Source organism: Actinobaculum suis (genome assembly GCF_900618115.1).
Lineage (GTDB): Bacteria > Actinomycetota > Actinomycetes > Actinomycetales > Actinomycetaceae > Actinobaculum > Actinobaculum suis.
In genome coordinates, this window is sequence record NZ_UYIO01000001.1 from 1,857,935 (window position 1) to 1,877,935 (window position 20,001).

At 58.5% G+C, this 20,001-nt stretch carries 13 protein-coding genes; 5 read left to right on the forward strand and 8 right to left on the reverse strand.

Annotation, left to right across the window (positions count from 1 at the left end):
* Positions 1–27: 27 nt before the first annotated feature.
* The 3 genes from H8274_RS07575 (at position 28) to H8274_RS09595 (ending at position 4,758) form a co-directional block, all read left to right on the forward strand.
* A complete protein-coding gene (locus H8274_RS07575) occupies positions 28–2,703 on the forward strand; it encodes a DEAD/DEAH box helicase (protein ID WP_065414860.1) in 2,676 nt (891 codons plus the stop codon).
* A gap of 64 nt (positions 2,704–2,767) precedes the next feature.
* The gene (locus H8274_RS07580; RefSeq protein WP_185934218.1) at positions 2,768–3,694 is read left to right on the forward strand and encodes a YggS family pyridoxal phosphate-dependent enzyme; all 927 of its coding nucleotides are present in this window, start codon (positions 2,768–2,770) and stop codon (positions 3,692–3,694) included.
* A 182-nt stretch (positions 3,695–3,876) separates the two neighbouring features.
* Positions 3,877–4,758, forward strand: coding sequence for an NINE protein (locus tag H8274_RS09595; RefSeq protein WP_221884779.1), 882 nt, complete (start codon positions 3,877–3,879; stop codon positions 4,756–4,758).
* A 391-nt stretch (positions 4,759–5,149) separates the two neighbouring features.
* On the opposite strand, the gene H8274_RS07590 is transcribed toward H8274_RS09595, so the two are convergent.
* Together H8274_RS07590 and H8274_RS07595 are read right to left on the reverse strand one after the other, a co-directional pair.
* Positions 5,150–6,295 carry a branched-chain amino acid aminotransferase gene (locus H8274_RS07590; RefSeq protein WP_065414857.1) on the reverse strand — a complete coding sequence of 382 codons (1,146 nt, stop codon included), beginning with the start codon at positions 6,293–6,295 and terminating at the stop codon, positions 5,150–5,152.
* Between the two features lie 124 nt (positions 6,296–6,419).
* On the reverse strand, positions 6,420–7,490 hold the full coding sequence (locus H8274_RS07595; RefSeq protein WP_185934219.1) for a 3-isopropylmalate dehydrogenase: 1,071 nt from the start codon (positions 7,488–7,490) through the stop codon (positions 6,420–6,422).
* A 146-nt stretch (positions 7,491–7,636) separates the two neighbouring features.
* Here H8274_RS07595 and H8274_RS07600 point away from each other — a divergent pair, with 146 nt between their 5' ends.
* Complete coding sequence (locus tag H8274_RS07600; RefSeq protein ID WP_185934220.1) at positions 7,637–8,821, forward strand: thiolase family protein; 1,185 nt, start codon at positions 7,637–7,639, stop codon at positions 8,819–8,821.
* Between the two features lie 324 nt (positions 8,822–9,145).
* Here the strand turns inward: H8274_RS07600 and H8274_RS07605 are convergent, their stop codons facing one another.
* The 4 genes from H8274_RS07605 to H8274_RS07620 all read right to left on the reverse strand — a co-directional run bounded on the left by H8274_RS07605 (position 9,146) and on the right by H8274_RS07620 (position 13,755).
* A complete protein-coding gene (locus tag H8274_RS07605; protein ID WP_185934221.1) occupies positions 9,146–9,985 on the reverse strand; it encodes a DsbA family protein in 840 nt (279 codons plus the stop codon).
* Positions 9,986–10,212: 227 nt separating this feature from the next.
* Positions 10,213–11,244, reverse strand: coding sequence for a ketol-acid reductoisomerase (ilvC, locus tag H8274_RS07610; RefSeq protein WP_074660805.1), 1,032 nt, complete (start codon positions 11,242–11,244; stop codon positions 10,213–10,215).
* Between the two features lie 142 nt (positions 11,245–11,386).
* Complete coding sequence (gene ilvN / locus H8274_RS07615; RefSeq protein ID WP_049619867.1) at positions 11,387–11,914, reverse strand: acetolactate synthase small subunit; 528 nt, start codon at positions 11,912–11,914, stop codon at positions 11,387–11,389.
* A gap of 14 nt (positions 11,915–11,928) precedes the next feature.
* Positions 11,929–13,755: an acetolactate synthase large subunit gene (locus H8274_RS07620; protein WP_185934222.1), complete on the reverse strand. Its 1,827-nt coding sequence runs from the start codon at positions 13,753–13,755 to the stop codon at positions 11,929–11,931.
* 358 nt (positions 13,756–14,113) lie between these two features.
* On the opposite strand from H8274_RS07620, the gene H8274_RS07625 reads away from it, so the two are divergent.
* On the forward strand, positions 14,114–15,631 hold the full coding sequence (locus H8274_RS07625) for a threonine/serine exporter family protein (protein ID WP_244924572.1): 1,518 nt from the start codon (positions 14,114–14,116) through the stop codon (positions 15,629–15,631).
* Positions 15,632–15,671: 40 nt separating this feature from the next.
* On the opposite strand, the gene ilvD is transcribed toward H8274_RS07625, so the two are convergent.
* Positions 15,672–17,519: a dihydroxy-acid dehydratase gene (gene ilvD / locus H8274_RS07630; RefSeq protein WP_185934224.1), complete on the reverse strand. Its 1,848-nt coding sequence runs from the start codon at positions 17,517–17,519 to the stop codon at positions 15,672–15,674.
* A gap of 453 nt (positions 17,520–17,972) precedes the next feature.
* Positions 17,973–20,000, reverse strand: a complete 2,028-nt coding sequence (locus H8274_RS07635; RefSeq protein WP_185934225.1) for an amino acid ABC transporter ATP-binding/permease protein — start codon at positions 19,998–20,000, stop codon at positions 17,973–17,975.
* Position 20,001: the final 1 nt, after the last annotated feature.

A 20,001-nucleotide genomic window follows, 5' to 3' on the forward strand; every position in this document is an offset into this window, starting at 1 on the left:
GTCGGAAGGTGCGGCTACCCTAGAAGCATGGCATTACCGCAGTTGAATGTGGCGCTTGACCGCCTTGAAGATGAGTACGGGCTAAATCCACCCGATGATGCGCTCTACGATGCCTTCACGCAGTGGGCGGAAGGAACGGGGCGGCCGCTTTATCCACACCAGGAAGAAGCTTTGCTGGGTTGCTTAGAAGGCAGCCACCTCATTGTTTCTACGCCCACCGGCTCCGGTAAATCCATGGTGGCGCTCATTGCTATCTTCAATGCCCTGGCACACGGGCAAACTGCTTTCTACACCGCTCCCCTAAAAGCTCTGGTATCAGAGAAATTCTTCGAACTGATTGACGCTTTTGGGGCAGACAATGTGGGCATGATGACGGGCGATTCCACGATTAACCGGGAAGCCCCGATTATCTGTGCGACGGCGGAAATCGTAGCCAATATTGCACTACGCGAAGGTAAAGACGCCGATATTGACGTGCTCGTGCAGGACGAATTCCACTATTACGGCGATCCGCAGCGAGGTTGGGCATGGCAGGTCCCGCTTCTCGAACTGCCGCAAACCCGGCAAATCCTGCTTTCGGCCACGCTGGGCGATACGAGCCGGATCGAAGAAGACTTAGAAAAACGCACGGGGCGGCGCGTGGCGCTTATTACGGGTGCAGAACGTCCGGTCCCGCTCGATTTCCACTACAGCTACACGCCTACCAATGAACTAGTGCAGGATCTGATCGCCAAAGGCCAAGCGCCGGTCTATATCGTGCATTTCTCCCAACGCCAGGCAATTGAGACGGCCACCGGTTTCCAGTCCATATCGTTAGTGACACCGGCCCAGAAAGAAAAGATCCGGGAAGCCATCGGAGATTTCAAGTTCTCCGCGGGGTTCGGAAAAATCCTTTCTCGTCTGCTACGGCAAGGTATTGGCGTACATCATGCCGGTCTGCTCCCCCGCTATCGCCGGCTAGTAGAAAGGCTCGCCCAAGCTGGGCTACTGCCGGTGATCTCCGGAACGGATACGCTCGGCGTCGGCATTAATGTGCCGATACGTACCGTACTCATGACGGGTCTGGTGAAGTACGACGGACGCCGGGAACGGCGTCTTTCCGCGCGAGAATTCCACCAAATTGCGGGCCGGGCCGGCCGCGCCGGTTTTGATACGCAAGGCGATGTGATCGCGCAAGCCCCCGAATTTGAGATCGAGAACGCGCGGGCCTTAGCTAATGCCGGGGATGATCCGCAAAAGATCAAACGGATCCAGAAGAAACGGCCCCCGGAAGGCGCAGTTTTGTGGTCGGAGAACACTTTCGACTATCTGCAGTCGGCAAGTCCGGAACAACTGCAGTCGCAAATGCGAGTGAATCACTCTTTCATTCTCAATATGTTGCAACGCTCCGGGGATGCGGTGGCGCAGATTTGCTACACGCTTTCGCACACGCATGAACCGCAACAGGCTTCCAATCCGCTTTTGCGCCAAGCCCTTAGCGTGTACCAAACCTTGCATCGAGCTGGCGTGCTGGTACATCGCAGCCCGCAGTGGCAAGCCGAGCACCCGGGAGAATCCGCGGTAAGCTTCGCCCGGGAAGTACCGGAAGATTTCGCTTTGAATTCGCCGCTGGCCCCCTTCGCGCTTGCTGCTCTCGACCTGCTCGATCCAGACTCTGCGGATTATCCGCTAGACGTGATCTCGGTAATCGAAGCGGTACAGGAAAGCCCGCGCCAGATTCTGTACGCACAGGAGAAAGTGGCTCGCGGCCAGGCGATCAACCGCATGAAGCTGGCCGGCGTCCCGTATGAGGAACGCATGGCGGAGGCCGATAAAATTACTTGGCCGCAACCCCTCGCCGAAGAACTGCGTGCTGCTCTGGATATCTACGCGCAAACTAACCCTTGGGTAGCAGACTACGAACTCGTGCCGAAGTCGATCGTGCGGGAAATGATCGAAAACGCGCAAACGTTCTCCGAATTTGTTTCCCGCTACGATGCGGAACGTTCGGAAGGCGTGCTGCTGCGCTATCTGACAGACACCTATAAAGCTTTGCGGCAAAGTGTGCCTTTGGAGGCACGTACCGAAGAATTGGAATCAATGATTAACTGGCTTGGCCAACTGGTCCGCTCGGTTGATTCCTCACTTTTGGACGAATGGGAAGCTTTGCGGGACGGCACTCTTACTTCGGCAGAGCTCACGCGCATCGAAAGCGACCCGGAAGGCGGGGCCCGCGAACTTGCCTACGGAGCTGATGCCGATGGCACCGTACGGCTTTCGCGCTCAAAACATGCTTTCCGCAAGTCGATTCGCAACGCGCTTTTCCACATCGTGGAAGCAGTGGCCCGCGAAGATTTGGACGCGCTGGACGAAACCGGGCGCGCCCCACTGTGGGAAGGCGGAGTGTTCTGGGGAGGCGATGAGTGGATGGACGCGACCGATCCCTTCTTCGATGAATACGAAGAAATACTCATCGGCGCGGATGCACGCTCTTCCCGTTTCGTAAACATAAACGAAGCTCCCGACGCCGCTGCCCTGGTAGCCGCGGGAGTCCCGGAATCCGAAACCGCACGTTTCGATAACGGTGACTGGTGGCTTGCCCGCCAAACTTTCGACGACGGCGCAGACGACAACGCCTGGGGCTTCTGGGCTCTAATTGACCTCGCAGAATCTGACAAAGAAAACACTGCTATGCTCCGCGTTATCAGCGTCGGCGAACTCTAGGACGATTCCAAAGCAACAGCAGGGCCGCAAACACTAAATCTGAATTAGGGGAGGTTTCTTGCGAATGCGCAAGGAAAACAAAGAATCTACAGAACCTACTATCGCGGGTTTACCAGCCGCAACAGCAGATACCGCAGGTGCTGCCTCGGCACCGGCCCCGCCGGCACCTGGCAGGCCGGCACCGGCCCCGCCGGCACCTGGCAGGCCGGCACCTGCCCGGTCCGGGCACACGTCAACGGCACCCACGCCAACGGCAGCCACGCCAACGGCACCCACGGAATTGGCGCAAATTCCGAGCCGGATCGACCAGGTGGTACACCGGCTACGCGAAGCCGAAGTTCAGGCCGGCCGGTCTATGGGCGAAACTCGTTTGCAGCTGGCCGTCAAATACCAACCGATTGAGAAAATCCGTGCCGCCCTCGAACATGGTTGCCGTTTCTTGGGGCAAAATCTCATCCAGCAATTAGAAGCCGTGGAAACGCAGATTACTGATGTGCAACCGCATTGGACGCATGTAATTGGCCATGTGCAGTCGAATAAAGCCGGCAAAGCGCTCGAATTTGCGAACTGTATTGAATCTCTTGATTCGGAACGCTTGGCCCGGCGCCTGGATCGGTTGCAAGGAACCCGAATTTCCAACGGGGAAGCCACGGAGCCTTTCGAGGTATATATCCAGGTGAACTCGGCCGGTTCCGAATCCCAGTACGGAGTGGCTCCGGAAAAAGTAGCCGAACTGGCAGGCATCGTTAGCGAACTACCTAATTTACGTCTGGGTGGGCTGATGACCATTGGGGCACACACTGATGATGTGGGCGAAGTGGCTGCCTCCTTCGCCCGCACACGAGAACTGCGCGATGAACTGCAAAGCGAAATTCCCACCTGCACCGAACTATCCATGGGGATGACCCATGACATGGAAATTGCCGTAAAAGAAGGCTCGACGATTGTACGCGTGGGAACCGCGGTTTTCGGACCGCGCCCGCGGCCATAAATACGCGGCCCGCTAATTTCTGCTAATTCCCGCTAATTAGAGCCCCGGCGTAGCATAAAACGTTCGCCAAGGCTGCTTTTTTACATCGGGCGGGATAATAATTCGCGATTAGGGTCCCAGTGTTTTCTACCCCGCGATATGCTGAGCCCACTGCCAATTCGACACAACAAATCGGAGAAAAGATGACTACCAATCCTAGCGGCCAAGACGATCGTCGCGATAAAAGTACCGAAAGCGGCGAAACCTCGTATTCGGGTTCTGTTTTCGATACGAACCAGGTTTCTGACGCGACCGCTGGCTCCGCCAACTCAGGAGCCACACCTCCCAGCGAAACGGCTGACCACACTGCGGCTTCCGCCTCCGGAGCTACTGCCTCCGGTGCAGGTGCACCTGCGGATGCGGGAACGGCCGCGTCCGGTTACGGAGCGTCTAATTACAGCACGCCCGGTTACAGCGCATCCGGTTACGGTCACGGCACGTCCGCCCACGGCACACCGGACTACGGCACGCCGGGCTACGGCACGCCGGGCTATGATGCTAGCGCTTATGGCGCCGGATCCGGCCCGCAGGCCTATGCCACACCCTATGAACCAAGCTACGAGGAACGCGTCCGGCAAGCTCAGTATCAAGCCGCACAGCAGGTAGAGGCCATGGCTAATTACAGGCCGAAATCTTTGACGGTTTCCTACCTGTTGTGGTTCTTCCTGGGCGGAGTGGGTGGTCACGCCTTCTACCTGCGCCGGAAAAGCCTTGGCATTTTCCATGTCTTTTCGAGCGTGTTCTACTTTGTTTGTCTATTCTTTACGTTTGCGAAATATGCCCAGTCGGGTCTCATACTTGATTTACCGACCTATATCGAGCTAGGTAGCAGCGGTAACTTCGGCGTGCTCCCGCTTATTTCTATCTGGGTGTATATCGTCGCCTGGCTCGTGCTAATCGTTAGTGCCTTCCTCATCCCCTCCTGGTGCCGCAAGCTCAACGAAGAAATGCAAGCAAAACTCAACCAGTCCTTTGGATATGGCAATCCGGGCAACTTCGGCCCCTTCCCGGGCCAATTCAGGTAAGCCACAAGGCAGCCAGCTAATGCGCACACCGGAAGTACCCAGCCAAGCACTCCGGCCAGCTAGCTAGTAACCCCAGCCAGTCAATCAGGCCAGCCAGCTAGTAACCCCAGCTAGCCAATCAGGCCAGCCAGCTAGTAACCCCAGCTAGCCAATCAGGCCAGCCAGCTAAGCGCGAAGGCTGGCCAACTGCACAGGCCCGGAAACCGCAAGGTTGGCCAATCGCACGGCTAGCCGTTTTGGCAAGCATTCCAGCTAACACCTGCGCATCACAGTCCGTGCCCGCGTGTTCCCAACTAACGACGCCGCAGGCCGCTGGGGAAGAACCTAAGGTTTTGAGGTTCTTCCCCAGCGGCCTGCATATATTTAAGCTATGGCGCTAGAAGCTATGTTGCTAGGCGATCCGGTACATCCATCCGAAAGTATCTTCCGCAGTTCCAGCCTGGATCCCGGTTAGCTCATCGTAGATACTTTGCGCCACTTCGTGGCTGGGTAGCTTCGCCTGGAAATCCTCGCCCGTAAGCGAACCCACCGCGGTAACTACCGCGGCCGTCCCGCAGGCGAACATTTCCGTGACCTCCCCGGATTCAATACCAGCCAAAATATCAGCCAAAGGCAGAGTTGCCTCTGCCACGTCAACGCCGTCGCGCTGTAACAACTGGATAATGCTAGAACGTGTATTACCAGGCAAAATATTGCCCGTAAGCCGCGGCGTGCGCACGCGCCCATCGGCATATACAACAAACACGTTCATCCCGCCAAATTCATCCAGATTCTTATTCGTGGCCGCGTCCAGGAACAGCACTTCGTCATAGTTCTCTTCCGCCGCATGCATCTTCGGCAATAGCGAGGCCGCATAGTTACCACCGGTCTTCACCTCGCCCATGCCACCCGGGCCAGCGCGATGATATTTCTGTTCCACCCACACGTTAATGGGCTGGAAACCATGCTCGAAGTAGGGGCCGGCCGGGCTGGCAATACACAAGTACTCATAGCGGGTAGCGGCCCGCACACCCAAGAACGCTTCCGAAGCGAAAATATAGGGCCGCAAATACAGCGAAGCACCTTCTTCTTCAGGCACCCACCGGGCATCTTCCCGCACCAAATCCACTACCGAACCCAGGAAATCTTCCATCGGTAAGGCCGGGATTGCCAAGCGGTGGCTAGAGAAATTCAATCGGGCGCCGTTATAAGCCGGGCGGAATGACCACAGCGAACCATCGCTATGCTTATAGGCCTTCAAACCTTCGAAAACTTCTTGGCCGTAGTGGAGCACGGCACCAGCCGGATCCAAAGACAGCGGGCCGTAAGGCACGATCTGCTTATCGTGCCATCCCTTTTCCTGAGTCCATGTAGCCCGTGCCATGTGATCGGTGAAGTGTACGCCGAACCCGGGATTTGAAAGAATTTCTTTTACTTCTGCCGTGCTTGCCGCCTGCGGATTGGGGTGCAGGGCAAATCGTCCTGCTACCGCATCAGCGCTCGGCTGTGGAGCGCTTCCCGCTAGCTCCAATTCTTCCGGATTAGTTGGCATACTCATGTTCACTTCTTCGTTCGTTTTCCCAATAAGTCAAATTTTATGCAGTTCCCGAGCCACAGGTAGCCACGGCCGCATGTGGCAACGCTGCGGAACGCTTCGCGGGCTGCGGCGCCGTCGCGCATTGTTAGGCGGCGGCGAGAATCCGCTCCGCTATGGCATCCCCAATCTCGGCGGTGCTCCGGCGCAGTGGAGTGCCGGCGGTTACTGCTTGTGCGCGCGCGGCCATATCTGCCTCGATAGCGGCGTCGATTTGCTGCGCGTACTGGCTGAGCCCCAGATGCTGGAGCAAGAGGGAAACCGACGCGATGGTGGCGGTCGGATCAGCCAATTGTTTCCCCGCAATATCCGGTGCAGAACCATGGATCGGCTCAAACATCGAAGGGTATTGGCCTTCAGGATTGATGTTTCCTGAGGCGGCAAGGCCAACTCCGCCGGTTACGGCACCGGCTTCATCGGTCAAAATATCGCCAAATAGATTATCAGTAGCGAGCACATCAAAACGTGCCGGATCGCTCACCAAATAAATCGTCGCCGCATCGGCATGCATATATTCCGTGGTGACCTCGGGATATTCGGGGGCTACGAGCTCAACTTTGCGCCGCCACAAATTGCCGGCATGTACAAGCACATTCTCTTTATGCACCCAGGTGAGATGCTTGCGCGGGCGCTGGTTCGCCAACTCGAAAGCGTAGCGTACTAGCCGTTCTGTGCCCTGCCCGGTATTCACCGAAACTTCGGTGGCCACCTCTAACGGAGAATCCTTATGCGTAATCCCGCCATTACCTGAGTACAGGCCTTCCGTGCCTTCCCGCACCACCAAGAAATCAATATTTCCGGGATTAGCGAGCGGGGTTTCCACTCCCGGGTAGTACCGGTTGGGCCGCAAGTTCACATAATGGTCGAAAGCGAAACGGAGCTTGAGTAAAATTCCGCGTTCCAAAACCCCGGAGGGCACCGCTGGATCCCCGATCGCCCCCAGCAAAATCGCATCATGATCCCGCAACCGCGCTAAAGTTTCTGGTTCCAAAGTTTGGCCGGTTTTCCGGTAATGATCCGCACCGAGCTCATAAGGCGTGGTCTGCAGGGAAATATTCGAACCCGCGAGCACCGCCCGCAAAGCCTTTATCCCCTCCGGCACAATTTCCGGCCCGATTCCATCACCGTGAATAACCGCAAGATCAATCGACGTACGCATATTTCTGACTTTATGCCATAACCGCCCACCGGTCCCGCGGACTCTCAGCATGTGACCATTCGCCAGTTCCGCGGTTTATGAGTCAGGGCACCCCGTGCGGCTGAGGGCAGGTTTAGAATGAGCGCTTAGTTTGCAAAGGAGTGAGGATGGCCGAAGATTCCCGCGTGGTCATTGTGGATGGGGCACGTGTGCCCACTGGAACTTTTGGGGGCTTTTATGCAGATGTCCCCAATAGCGAGATGGGCGCAACTGCCGCGCGGGAGGCTTTACGGCGCGCGGGCGTGAGCGCCACGGATGTGGACGAGTTCGTGGTCGGATGCGTGGGCCAGACCGGCCCGGATGCTTACATTTCCCGCGCTATCGCTTTGGGTGCCGGTGCCCCGGTAACGACGACGGCGCAGACCGTCAATCGGGTGTGTGGTTCGGGCCTGCAGGCCATTTGGACGGCCGCGGCCGAAATCCGGCTCGGCCAGGCGGACGTCGTAGTCGCCGGTGGTTCTGAAAATATGACCCGGCAACCGTATATGGACTTTGGGGGCGCGACCGCCCGTTCCCTTGCTGATCGGCGGCTAGTCAATGGTACGCAAGCGCTGATTAGCGACCCGTTTAGCGGGCAAGCGATGGGCGTGACCGCCGAACGCGTGGCCGAAAAGTATGGCATTAGCCGCGCCGCGCAAGATGAATTCGCGTGCCAGTCCCAGACGCGTACGCAGGCTGCCCTGGCCGCGGGTGCTTTTGATAAGGAACGTGTGCCCTTCACGAAGGAAACTCGCCACGGCACCGAAACTTTGCGGACCGAAGAACAACCGCGCGCCGGCGTCACTGTTGAAAAACTTGCGAAGCTGCGCCCGGTTTTCCAAGAAAACGGGACGGTGACGGCCGGGAATTCTTCCGGAATTAACGACGGCGCGGCCATGCTCGTTCTGATGCGAGCTTCCGAAGCGCGGGCGCGCGGCCTGCACCCGCTGGGTGAACTCGTGGCCTTTAGTGCCGTGGGGGACTCCCCTGAACTTATGGGTTACGCGCCGCGCTATGCGATCGAAAAGGTGTTGCGGCGCGCTGGGCTCACGCTGGCCGAAATTGGCTGGATTGAGCTCAATGAGGCTTTCGCGGCCCAGGCAGTGGCCGTGATTCGCGACGCCGGCCTGGACCCCGAACTGACTAATCCGCTGGGCGGGGCGATTTCGCTCGGTCACCCGGTAGGGGCATCCGGCGCGATCATTTCCCTGCGCGCTCTAAAAAACCAGCAGGAACGCGGGATCGAACATTCGCTCGTCACTTTGTGCATTGGCGGCGGCCAAGCCGTGGCCGCCATCTTCCGCGCGCTTTAGGGGTTTGCGCCCCGGCGCGGGGTTTCTACGCGGCGCATCACGCACCGCAGGGCAGCCCGCGGCGGCGCCGGGTCCGGCTGCACTAGCACTGCCCGGGCACATACTACCCGTAGCGCGAATGTGTGCCCCGGCGCGAGGTTTATCCCGTGCCAGGGCACACGTTCGGCGGGCACCGTACTGCCAAGCCGCGTCACCAAGCCGTGCTGCCAGGCCCTACTACTAGGCCCTGCTGCCAAGCCGTGCTACCAGCGCGCTACTAGACCGCGTTACCAGGCGCTTAGCTAGCTACTGTTTCTTTGCTATCCCCTGTTTCTTTGCCGGAGGCTATTTCTTCCAGGTGCCGGCGGCGATTTCGTCGAGTACGGTATCGAACTTTCCGTCCTTATAGTTTTCGAGGTGCAGGCCGTCCACGAGGATGGTCGGCACGTATTTGAAACCGTCGTCGAGGAAACGTTGCCGCAACTGTTCGAGGAGCGAGCGGTACGGATTGGAAGCTAGGTCGGACTTCATTTTTTCGATATCCGTATCGCTTACCCCTACCGTGCTGGCCAGTTCGTAGACGCGGGATACCGCCGGTTCGTCGCGCTTATCGCGCGGAATTGGTTCGCCATCGCGCACCGCGAACGGCATGCTTACGTCGTGGTACAAACGGGTGTGGTAATCGAAATACTTATCGGGCTGATTGGCGGCCATCCACAGTTCGGCTTGCTCTGCCACCGGCGAGAACTGGTATTCGGCAAAACGCAGATTTGGCTGCACCACCAGGGTGATTTGCTCGGCCTTCGTCATTTCCGTGAGCCGTTCCCCGTACTTGTCGAGCAGGAGTACGCAGTACGGGCACCACGGATCCGAATAAATGGTTACTACCGGCTTGCCTTCATTCTTGGTGCCCGCCACCAGATCTTTACCGAAGGAAATGCCCCCGTATTCGTCCATATTGGCAGGCATTTCGACGCCGGCCAAAGCCGTTCTTTCTTTCGGTATGAGCACCGGTTCGGTACTGGCAGGCGTTTGTGTTTCTCCAGCCGCCGGCGTTGCCGCGGCCGTGGCACTAGCGGCCGGGCTTGCTTCTTGCAGGCCGGCACGCGTGGTATCCGCGCATCCGGTGAGGCTCAAACTTAGGCCTGCAATAGTCGCCAAAGCGGTGATCTTAGTCTTTCTCACGAGCTTATCCTCTTTTCGCCAATCGGCATTTCTCACCGGGATCATAGCGGGAAAAGCTGAAAAGGAGTGCGAAGCGGGGCAATGCGGTTGGTGTCCGCATTGCCCCGCTCGGTTTTAGTGTTACCTTCCCGGCCGCAAATTGCCACTTGCGCGGTTGGTAACCCTCCAGCTAGCGCCCCGGCTGCGTGCGCGCCTGTTTGGCAGCGCAGACCTGCCGGCTACCAGTTTTAGCGGCCTACATGGCCTTCCTGGTAGTCCTCATCTACCTGGGTGTTCCAGGCGAAGAGAGAACGGATTTGCTGGCCGGTCTTTTCAATCGGCGCTTGTTCGTGCTCGGCACGCATTTCCTTGAATTCCGGTGCGCCCGCATCTTGGTCATCAATGAAGCGCTTGGCGAAAGCACCGTTCTGGATATCTTCGAGGATCGCCTTCATGCCCGCTTCGGCTTCCGCGCCGATTACGCGCGGCCCGGAAACGTAATCGCCGTATTCGGCGGTGTCCGAAATAGACCAGCGCATCTTCGACAGCCCGCCTTCGTAGATCAGATCCACGATGAGCTTCATTTCGTGGCAAACCTCAAAGTAGGCCATTTCCGGCTGGTAGCCAGCTTCCACGAGGGTCTTGAAACCGGCCGAAATCAGGGCGGTCAAACCGCCGCACAGTACGGCCTGTTCACCGAAGAGATCGGTTTCGGTTTCTTCCCGGAAGCTGGTCTTGATCGCACCTGCACGGGTACCACCAATCGCCTTCGCGTAGGAAAGGCCGAGATCCCACGCCTGGCCGGAAGCATCTTGTTCTACGCAGACGAGTACCGGTACGCCCCGGCCCGCTTCGTATTCGCGGCGCACGGTGTGGCCCGGGCCCTTCGGAGCCACCATGATGATGTCGTGCTGGGCATCCGGTTTGATATACCCGTAGTGGATATTGAAGCCGTGCGCGAAGAAGACTGCAGCATCGCTCTTAATATTCGGCTCGATTTCTTCTGCCCAGACCTTGCGTTGTGACTGGTCCGGGGTCAGAATCATCACGACGTCGGCATCCTTTACCGCCTCGCCTACCGGCTTTACGGTGAGACCCTGCTCGGTAGCACGGGCAATGGACTTGGAACCATCGCGCAGGCCTACTACTACTTCAACCCCGGAATCGCGCAGGTTGAGCGCATGGGCGTGCCCCTGGGAGCCGTACCCAATGATCGCTACCTTCTTGCCCTGGATGAGCGCGAGGTTAGCATCGTCGTCATGAAAAATTTCTGCCACAATAGTCTCCTTTACTACGTTCGGCTACGTCTCTAAGATTACGCGGTTTTGCTTCGACACAAGATAGTTGTTCACCGAATGAACCAGCGCATATTGTTATCTGCTCGGCCCGCGGCGCGAGCGCTGGCACGGGCCGAGTTCCTTTTTATTTACCCAGTTGCAGTTCGTGAGTCACGCGTTCGGAAAGCGAGCGGGCTCCGCGTTGTAGGCCTACCGTGCCCGACTGCACAATTTCTTTGATCCCGTAGGGTTCGAGAGCAATGAGTAGAGCTTCGAGTTTCGAATCTGATCCGGTGGCTTCGATGGTAACGGCGTCGGGCACCATATCCACCACATGCACCCGGAAGAGTTCGACTACCTGCAACACGTTGGTGCGGTTGGCGTCGGTAGCGGCCACCTTGACGAGCATGAGTTTGCGCTCTACCGAGGTTTCCGATTCGAGTTCCACAATTTTGATCACGTTGATCAGCTTGTTGAGCTGTTTGGTGAGTTGTTCGAGGGGGGCTTCATCCCCGTCCACAACCAGTGTAATGCGGGAAATGGCGGGGTTTTCCGTCACTCCTACCGCAAGCGATGCAATATTGAAGCCCCGGCGGGAAAAGAGCCCGCTCACGCGGGTGAGCACACCAGGCTTATTTTCCACGAGGACTGAAAGAGTATGGCGAGATGACATTATTTTCGCTCCTTTCAGGCTTGCGTATCTTCATCGAGCTGCGGGCGCAGATCACGTGCGTACATAATCTCGTCATTGGAAACCCCGGCTGCGACCATCGGCCACACTTGGGCATCCGGAGAGGTCACGAAATCGATCACCACCGAGCGGTCGTTGATTTCCATGGCCTTGGTAATCGCGGCGTCTACGTCTTCGGCCTTTTCTACTCGCCAGCTGGCGCAATCATAGGCCTCGGAGAGTTTCACGAAATCGGGGATGTGGACGGTGCCGTCTCCGGTGTGTAGGTCGGTGTGAGAATAACGTTCCTCGTAGAAGAGGGTTTGCCACTGGCGCACCATACCGAGCGAAGAATTGTTGATCAGCGCGACCTTGATATTGATCCCTTCCAGCCGGCAGGTGGCAAGCTCTTGATTGGTCATTTGGAAGGAACCATCGCCGTCGATCACCCACACAGTTTTTTCGGGTTGGCCAACCTTCGCGCCCATTCCCGCCGGAATGCCGTATCCCATAGTGCCGGCCCCGCACGAAGAGAGCCACTGGTGGGGATGCTCAAACTGCAGGAATTGCGCGGCCCACATTTGGTGCTGGCCCACGCCGGTTACCCAGATAACGTCATCGCTACCCACAACCTGCCCCAGCCGTTCGATTACGTACTGCGGGTTGATCAACCCGTCCGCGGTCTTTTCGTAACCGGTGGGATAGGTTTCGCGAATCTTGTTGAGATACTGCCACCATTCGGCGCGGTCTGTCTGCCCGTGCTTCGCAATTTCCTTCTTGCATTCGGCCACGAGGGCGGGCACGGTTTCTTCCAAACTGCCCACGATCGGCACGTCCGCGAAACGGTTCTTAGAGATCTCTGCCGGATCTATATCTACATGAATAATCTTCGCTTCCGGAGCAAAACCGTCCAGCGCGCCGGTAACGCGATCATCAAAACGGGCGCCCAGGGTAATGAGCAGATCCGCTTTTTGCATGGCTGCTACCGCTGGCACGGTGCCGTGCATACCCGGCATCCCCAGGTTATTCGGGTGCGAATCGGGTACTGCGCCGCGGGCTGGAAGCGTGGTAACCACAGGTGCGTTAAGTAGTTCCGAAAGTTCGACGACGTCGTCAGAAACATCGGCACGGATCGTTCCCCCGCCCACATAAAGCACGGGCTTGGTAGCTTCCGTCATGAGTTTGGCAGCGGCGCGAACCTGCCGCGCATTCGGCGTGGTAACCGGGCGATAGCCGGGAAGATCGAAAGTGGGTGGCCATTCGAATTCAATTTCTTGGGTTTGTGCAGACTTGGTGACGTCTACGAGCACCGGGCCGGGCCGGCCGGTGGAAGCAATGTAGAAGGCTTCCGCGAGCGCCCGGGGAATATCATTGGCATCCGTGATCAAGTAGGAGTGTTTGACCATCGGCATGGAAGCCCCAACGATATCGGCTTCCTGGAAGGCATCGGTGCCGATTGCGCCGGCTCCTACCTGCCCGGTAATCGCCACGAGGGGTACCGAATCGAGCATGGCGTCCAGGAGCGTGGTTACTAGGTTTGTAGCACCGGGCCCGGAAGTGGCCATTACCACTCCGACTCTTCCAGTGGCGAGGGCGTATCCTTCGGCTGCGTGCCCGCCTCCTTGTTCGTGCCGCACTAGGATGTGCCGCATTTTTTTGGTGTCATATAAGGGGTCGTAGGTGGGCAAGATTGCGCCACCGGGAAGACCAAAAATGACATCCACATCGAGTTTTTCGAGCGAGCGTACGATCGCCTGCGCTCCCGTCATTTTTTCGCGCGCATTCTCACTGCTTTTCTCGCGTGCCGTTGCGTGCGCGGCATCGGCCGGGGTGTGTTTGGCCATTCCTCCTCCTTCAGAGCTTGGTTATGAGGTGCGACGCCGTAGCGTCATCCTCTATTCGCACGCGCTCCTAACGCTAGGCGGCCGCCGTTTCGAATATTCCGGTTCCCGTTACACAAAAAATCCCCTCACATGTGAGGGGAGCGCGCAGGGTGCCGGAAACGGTGCCTACGCGCTAGCTAATTACGAGTACGAAAATATTCGCCATGGCTTGAGAATACCTCAGGGGCCGGCCCGCGCAACCAAAATGCGTTTTCGTCTCACTATTTGGCCACAGCTGGGCCGCGCGGAATTGACCACGGGCTTATTTGACTGCTCCATCCGCCGTGCTGGCAGGTCTACCATGGTTAGCGTGGAAACAATGCCGGAACCAGAAAATACGAATGGGAGCTACCCTACCGCCCATCACGTGGTCCGTAGCGCCCGGCTGGCCCATCAGTCCCGGGCGGTTTTGCGGCTTGGCATGTTGCTTTTGGCGGCCGGGGCTTCTGCTTATCGGGTGAAGCACGCGATGCAGCAATTGGCCGTGGCACTCGGTATTGAAGATACGCATGCGGCAGTTACTTTCACGGAAATTACGCTCACCTGTTATGCAGGTGGGACTTTCCGTACCGAGACGGCCGAGCAGCGTGCCATGGGCACGAATGCGGAACGCATAGATACTTTGGTGAACTGGGTGAATAGTTTGCCACCGGCCATTTTGGTGGAGGATGCCAATGTCTATATGGATCAGGTTTCGGCCTCTCCCCCGCGCTATGGCCGGGCCTTACTCATGTTCATTACCGGTTTTGCGTGTGCCTGTTTTTGTTTCTTGAACCGCGGCGGGATCGTGGAATGTTCGACGGTATTTTTCGCGGCTGCGGCCGGCCAGTTTTTGCGTTCGACCTTAATGCGCCGGTTGTGGAATACCTTTGGCGTGTGGTTCTTATGCGGCCTGCTATCTTGCGGTATTTATGTGGGTTTGGTGGCGTGCGGCGTGCATTTCGGGTGGATTAGTGCCGCCCACCAGGCCGGCGTGGTTTCTGCGATTTTGTTCCTAATTCCGGGGTTTCCGTTGGTCACGGCACTCCTGGATTTATTGCGCGCTGATTTTACGGCCGGGCTTACCCGGGTCACGTATGTTTCTATTTTGTTGTTGGCAGCGGCCACGGCGGTGTGGTCGATTGTCACGTTGTTTTCCTGGGAGACGGCGGCCACGAGCGGCTATGAGTTGCCGGGCGGGGTGTTATGGGCAGCGCGGTTTGGCGCAACTTTTGTGGCCAGCTTCGGTTTTGCCATGTTGTTCCAGGCAAATCCGGCTGCTTGTGCCTTAGCGGGGCTGAATGCGGCGCTCATAAATCCGGTGCGTTTATATGCGCAAGACGCCGGAGCGATGCCCGCGTTTGCGTGTTTGATCGCGGCTTTGGCGGCGGGGCTGTTTGCGCATGTGCTTTCCTTGCGTACGCGGCATTCCCGGGTTTCGCTTTCGGTGCCGTCCGTCGTCGTGATGATTCCGGGGACGGCGATTATGCGTGCCACGCGCGACCTGGTAGATGGGAACACGGTGGCGGCGCTCAGCAGTTGGGTGCAGGTGCTGCTGGCGATTGGGGCGATAGGCGTGGGTTTGGCGGCGGCGCGGATGCTCACGGATCGCACCTGGTTGATGGAACCGCCGCATTCGCTGGTCGGGCCTTTGGGAGATTCGCGTACCACGCTCACCCCGGCCGTGCTCGCGCATGTGCGTGCCTGCAATGCGAGTGGGGTGCCCGGTAGGCGCGCCGCGGCAAGCCGGGCAAACACCGCGCACAATGCGCAAGATAATGCGGGGCCCGCACCCGAATCGGAAGCAGATGTAACCGCTCCTGATTCGTCAGGCGGGCCCCGCTGCAAAAATGCTTAGCGCCGGTTAGAAGTTAGCACCGGTTAGAAGTTAGCACCGGTTAGAAGACCGAGCCGTCAACCACGCGTACCCCGCCGCGGTCGGCGGAAGTGGTCAGGGCGGCGTAGGCGCGCAGGGCCTTGGAGACCTTGCGTGGCCGTTCTTCCTTCGGTTTCCAGGGCGCCGGGCCCATGGCGGCGCGGCGGCGGGCAAGTTCTTCGTCCGAAACATCGACGCGCAGTTCCCGCTTCGGGATATCGATAATGATCGTATCGCCTTCTTCGACCAAGCCGATTGTGCCTCCTGCGGCCGCTTCGGGCGAAATGTGGCCGATGGACAGGCCGGAGGTACCGCCGGAGAAACGTCCGTCGGTGATCAGCCCGCAGACTTTGCCCAGCCCTAAGCCCTTGAGGAAGGAAGTCGGGTACAGCATTTCTTGCATGCCGGGTCCGCCGCGCGGACCTTCGTAGCGGATTACTACTACGTCTCCCGGGTTCACCTGCTTGGAAAGGATCAGGTGCACGGCGTCTTCTTGAGATTCGACGACGCGTGCCGGGCCTTCAAAGTGGAAGAGCGATTCGTCCACACCGGCAGTTTTTACGACGGCACCATCCGGGGCTAGGTTGCCGCGTAGCACGCACAGTCCGCCATCTGCCGTGTAGGCATGTTCGACTGAACGGATGCAACCGTGCTCAGAATCTTTATCGAGCGTTTCCCAAGTGACATCTTGGGAGAAGGCTTTGGTGGTCCGCACCCGGCCCGGTGCGGCACTGAAACGATCAATCGCTTCCGGGGAGGGATTCGGCCCGCGAATATCCCACTTTTCCAGCCAGCTCTCCAGATCGTCGGAATGCACGGAGTGCACTGTATCTATCAGCAATCCGGCCCGATACATTTCGCCGAGCAGTGCCGGGATTCCGCCTGCCCGGTGGAAATCTTCAATATGGAATTCGGTAGAGTTTGGCGCTACTTTCACCATGCAGGGGGTGTGCCGGGAAAGCTCGTCAATATCAGCGAGCGTGAAATCTACCCCGCCTTCCTGCGCGGTAGCCAAAATGTGGAGCACCGTATTCGTGGATCCACCCATGGCAATATCCATGGCCATCGCGTTCTTGAAAGCATCCTTGGTGGCGATAGAACGCGGGAGCACGGAGGCGTCGTCGTCATCGTAGTAACGTTTTGCCAGTTTCACGACCAGGTGCCCGGCTTCCACGAAAAGGTTGCGGCGGCGTGTGGCCGTTGCCAGGGTGGAACCGTTGCCCGGCAAGGATAGGCCGAGAGCTTCCGTCAAACAGTTCATAGAATTAGCGGTAAACATGCCCGAACACGAACCGCAAGTGGGGCACGCACTTTCTTCAATGCGTGCCAGCTCATCATCGGAAATGGAATCATCAGCCGAGCCCGTCATAGCATCAATAAGGTCGATGTTGTGATTGACGACGCCGCTTACCGGCTCTCCCGATTCCATCGGGCCCCCGGAAACGAAAACGGTGGGGATATTGAGCCGCATGGCTGCAAGCAACATACCGGGGGTGATCTTGTCGCAGTTCGAGATGCAAACGAGAGCATCTGCAGTATGGGCGTTGACCATGTATTCGATGGAATCGGCGATGATATCCCGCGAGGGCAGGGAGTAAAGCATGCCGTCGTGCCCCATGGCAATGCCATCGTCTACCGCGATGGTATTAAATTCGCGACCTACGCCGCCGGCTTCCGCAATTGCATCGGCAACAATCTTTCCCACATTCCGCAGGTGTACGTGCCCGGGCACGAACTGCGTGAACGAGTTCGCAATAGCAATAATCGGTTTCCCAAAGTCTTCCGATCCCATGCCAGTAGCGCGCCACAGCGCGCGTGCACCGGCCATATTGCGACCGGTGGTGGATGTTGCTGAACGCAAACGAGCCATCTTTATCTTTCCTCCTTATGAATCTCTCACTCTACTAGGCATGCCCGCAAAGGTTCTCCGCCGTCCACATGCTATTCATTCCCCCAGTGCTACCACCAATTCCGCGGTTTCTGTCGCAACCCTTACCACCCGAGGTAACCACCAATTCCGCGGTTTCGGTTGCGACGTTCCCACCCGAGGCAACTACCAATTCCGCGGTTTTGGTTTTAAACCCACGCGTGGGTTTTATAACGCGCGCCCACGCTACCGGTGTCTGCCCGCGCCATCACACGACTACCGCGCTACCGATTCGCTCGCGCTACCGGTGTCTGCCCGCGCCATCACACGACTACCGCACTACCGGTTCGCTCGCGCTACCGGTGTCCGCCCGCGCCGCCACACTGCTATCGCGCTACCGCTACGGCGTCGCCAGATCACTGCCGCGCCGCGCATCGCTACTACACGGCCGCGCCGCTACTGCGCTGTGACGCGCAGACGCCCGCGATCCATGTGCGCCACTACATCTGCCCCGGCAGCCGCTTCGGGACGGTGGCTGACCTCAACAATGGTCAGCCCCGGTAAAGCTTCGGCAAGTTGCGCGCGAATTTGCGCTTCCAAATCCGGGTTGAGGCTGGAGGCAAACTCGTCTAAAAGTAATACGCGCGGCCGCATCAAGATCGCGCGCGCCAGGGATAGCCTTTGCACCTGGCCGCCTGATAGCGCATACCCGGTAGGCCGGCCGTGCCCGCCTTGCTCGCCAACTTTCGTATCCACGCCCTGCGGCATTTCGCGCACTTCCGCCGCCAAACCCGCAATTTCCAGGGCTTGCCAGATTTCCGCGCTGGTGGCTTGCGGGGCGCCCAGGCGCAAATTATCTGCGATAGTGCCGGCCAGCAACTGATTGCGTTGCGAAACTTCCACCACATTACGCCGCAAAGATTCCAAGGTGAACTGCGTAAGCGGCTCTCCGTCCAGGCAAATCTGCCCGTTTTCCGGGTCGAAATAGCGCACCAGCAAATGCAAAAGCGTGGATTTACCCGAACCGGAACGCCCTAAAATCACGGCCCGGCCCCCGGCCGGAACATGCAAAGTAATGTCCTGCAGAACCGGAGCAGACGCTCCAGCATAGGTGAAGCTCAAGTTTTCGACGTCGATAGCCGGACCGGTAATTAGCTCCGCTTCTCGCGCCGAAACCGGCGTGGCTTGCGGAAATTCTGCGGTGCCAGCGCCCAGTTCTTTGGGACCATCGGTAACCGCGGCGGGTTCTTGGCTAATGTCATAAAGCCTGCGCGCCGCTGCCAGCGAAGCATCCAAAGCCGCCGTCGCCTCTTCAATAGAACGCGGCAACTCGAAGCTGCGCAGCACCGCGAGCGCCAGAGCAGCTAGGAGCGGCGCCGGCACAGTTCCCGCGCCCAAGGCCAGCACGGAAATGGTGCCGGCCGCGCTCAGAATCGTGTTGAGCCCGGCGCGCAGAGCGCTAGCGAATCGGGCGGGGCGGGCATGCCGGCTCACTTGCCTACCAATTTCATCCATTTCTTCGGCACGTTCCGCAGCGCGGGCAAAGGCAAGTACTTCGTCCATGCCGTACAAAGTGTCCGTCACGTGTTGGGTGAGATCCGCGCGAGCGCCGAGAAGTTTCTCGGTGGCGCGCAAGCTGGAAGAAAATCCCAGGTAGGGAATGATGCACAAGGATACGAGCAGGCAGATCGCGGCGCCCGCAAGGATTTTCCAGCCGCACGTAATTCCACCAATAATAATTAGCGCTGGAGTGAGCAGGTAAGCCACCGCGAGCGGGGCTACGGTGTGCGCGTAAAAAACTTCGATGCGGTCTACGTCGCGGGTAAGTGAGGCGAGGATATCGCCCGATTTTTGCCGGATTACAACTGCCGGGGCTTTCGGCCACAATTTGGAGAACACGTAGGTACGCAAAATTTCCAGGGCGCGGAAGGCCACGTAATGGCCGGTGAACTGTTCGAGGTAGCGGAAAAGCGCTTTGAGAACCGCGCACGCTGCTATGCCTGCCACAATCCACCACGAAAACCCGAAGCTGCCGTCACCGGTGCCGGTGGCGGTGCTTCCCGCCCCAGTTTCCGGATCGACGACGCCGACCACCGCGGCCACGGCCGCATAACCGGCAAGTGCAAACATGGCAATGTCTGCAAGTATTTGTACGGCTCGGCACAGTGCGGAAATCAGCAGCGGCCCGTGCACGGGTTTAGTAATTCCCGTGAGCCAACCAATGAGCTGGCGGGTAGATAGTTGTTGCGAAGGCGTTGGCTGCGCCGCTGCCGGCTCGGCCGTGTTTGGCTGCCCTGCCGGCTGCGCCGCTGCCGGCTCGGCCGTGTTTGGCTGCCCTGCCGGCTGCGCCGCTGCCGGCTCGGCCGCCGTAGGCTGCGCGGCTGCGTGCATGTTGCCCGATGCGGCTGCGTGCGTATTGCCGGATGAAGCCTGCGCTGAAGCCTGTGCTGAAGCCTGCGCTGAAGATTTATGCGTCGCGTTCATG

Bases quoted from the DNA above. Each gene is read 5' to 3' on its own strand.
- ilvN (WP_049619867.1), bottom strand. From the start codon at position 11,914: ATGTCATCTCGCCATACTCTTTCAGTCCTCGTGGAAAATAAGCCTGGT.
- H8274_RS07635 (WP_185934225.1), bottom strand. From the start codon at position 20,000: ATGAACGCGACGCATAAATCTTCAGCGCAGGCTTCAGCACAGGCTTCA.
- H8274_RS09595 (WP_221884779.1), top strand. From the start codon at position 3,877: ATGACTACCAATCCTAGCGGCCAAGACGATCGTCGCGATAAAAGTACC.
- ilvD (WP_185934224.1), bottom strand. From the start codon at position 17,519: ATGGCTCGTTTGCGTTCAGCAACATCCACCACCGGTCGCAATATGGCC.
- H8274_RS07575 (WP_065414860.1), top strand. From the start codon at position 28: ATGGCATTACCGCAGTTGAATGTGGCGCTTGACCGCCTTGAAGATGAG.
- H8274_RS07600 (WP_185934220.1), top strand. From the start codon at position 7,637: ATGGCCGAAGATTCCCGCGTGGTCATTGTGGATGGGGCACGTGTGCCC.
- H8274_RS07620 (WP_185934222.1), bottom strand. From the start codon at position 13,755: ATGGCCAAACACACCCCGGCCGATGCCGCGCACGCAACGGCACGCGAG.
- H8274_RS07590 (WP_065414857.1), bottom strand. From the start codon at position 6,295: ATGAGTATGCCAACTAATCCGGAAGAATTGGAGCTAGCGGGAAGCGCT.
- H8274_RS07625 (WP_244924572.1), top strand. From the start codon at position 14,114: ATGCCGGAACCAGAAAATACGAATGGGAGCTACCCTACCGCCCATCAC.
- H8274_RS07595 (WP_185934219.1), bottom strand. From the start codon at position 7,490: ATGCGTACGTCGATTGATCTTGCGGTTATTCACGGTGATGGAATCGGG.
- H8274_RS07580 (WP_185934218.1), top strand. From the start codon at position 2,768: ATGCGCAAGGAAAACAAAGAATCTACAGAACCTACTATCGCGGGTTTA.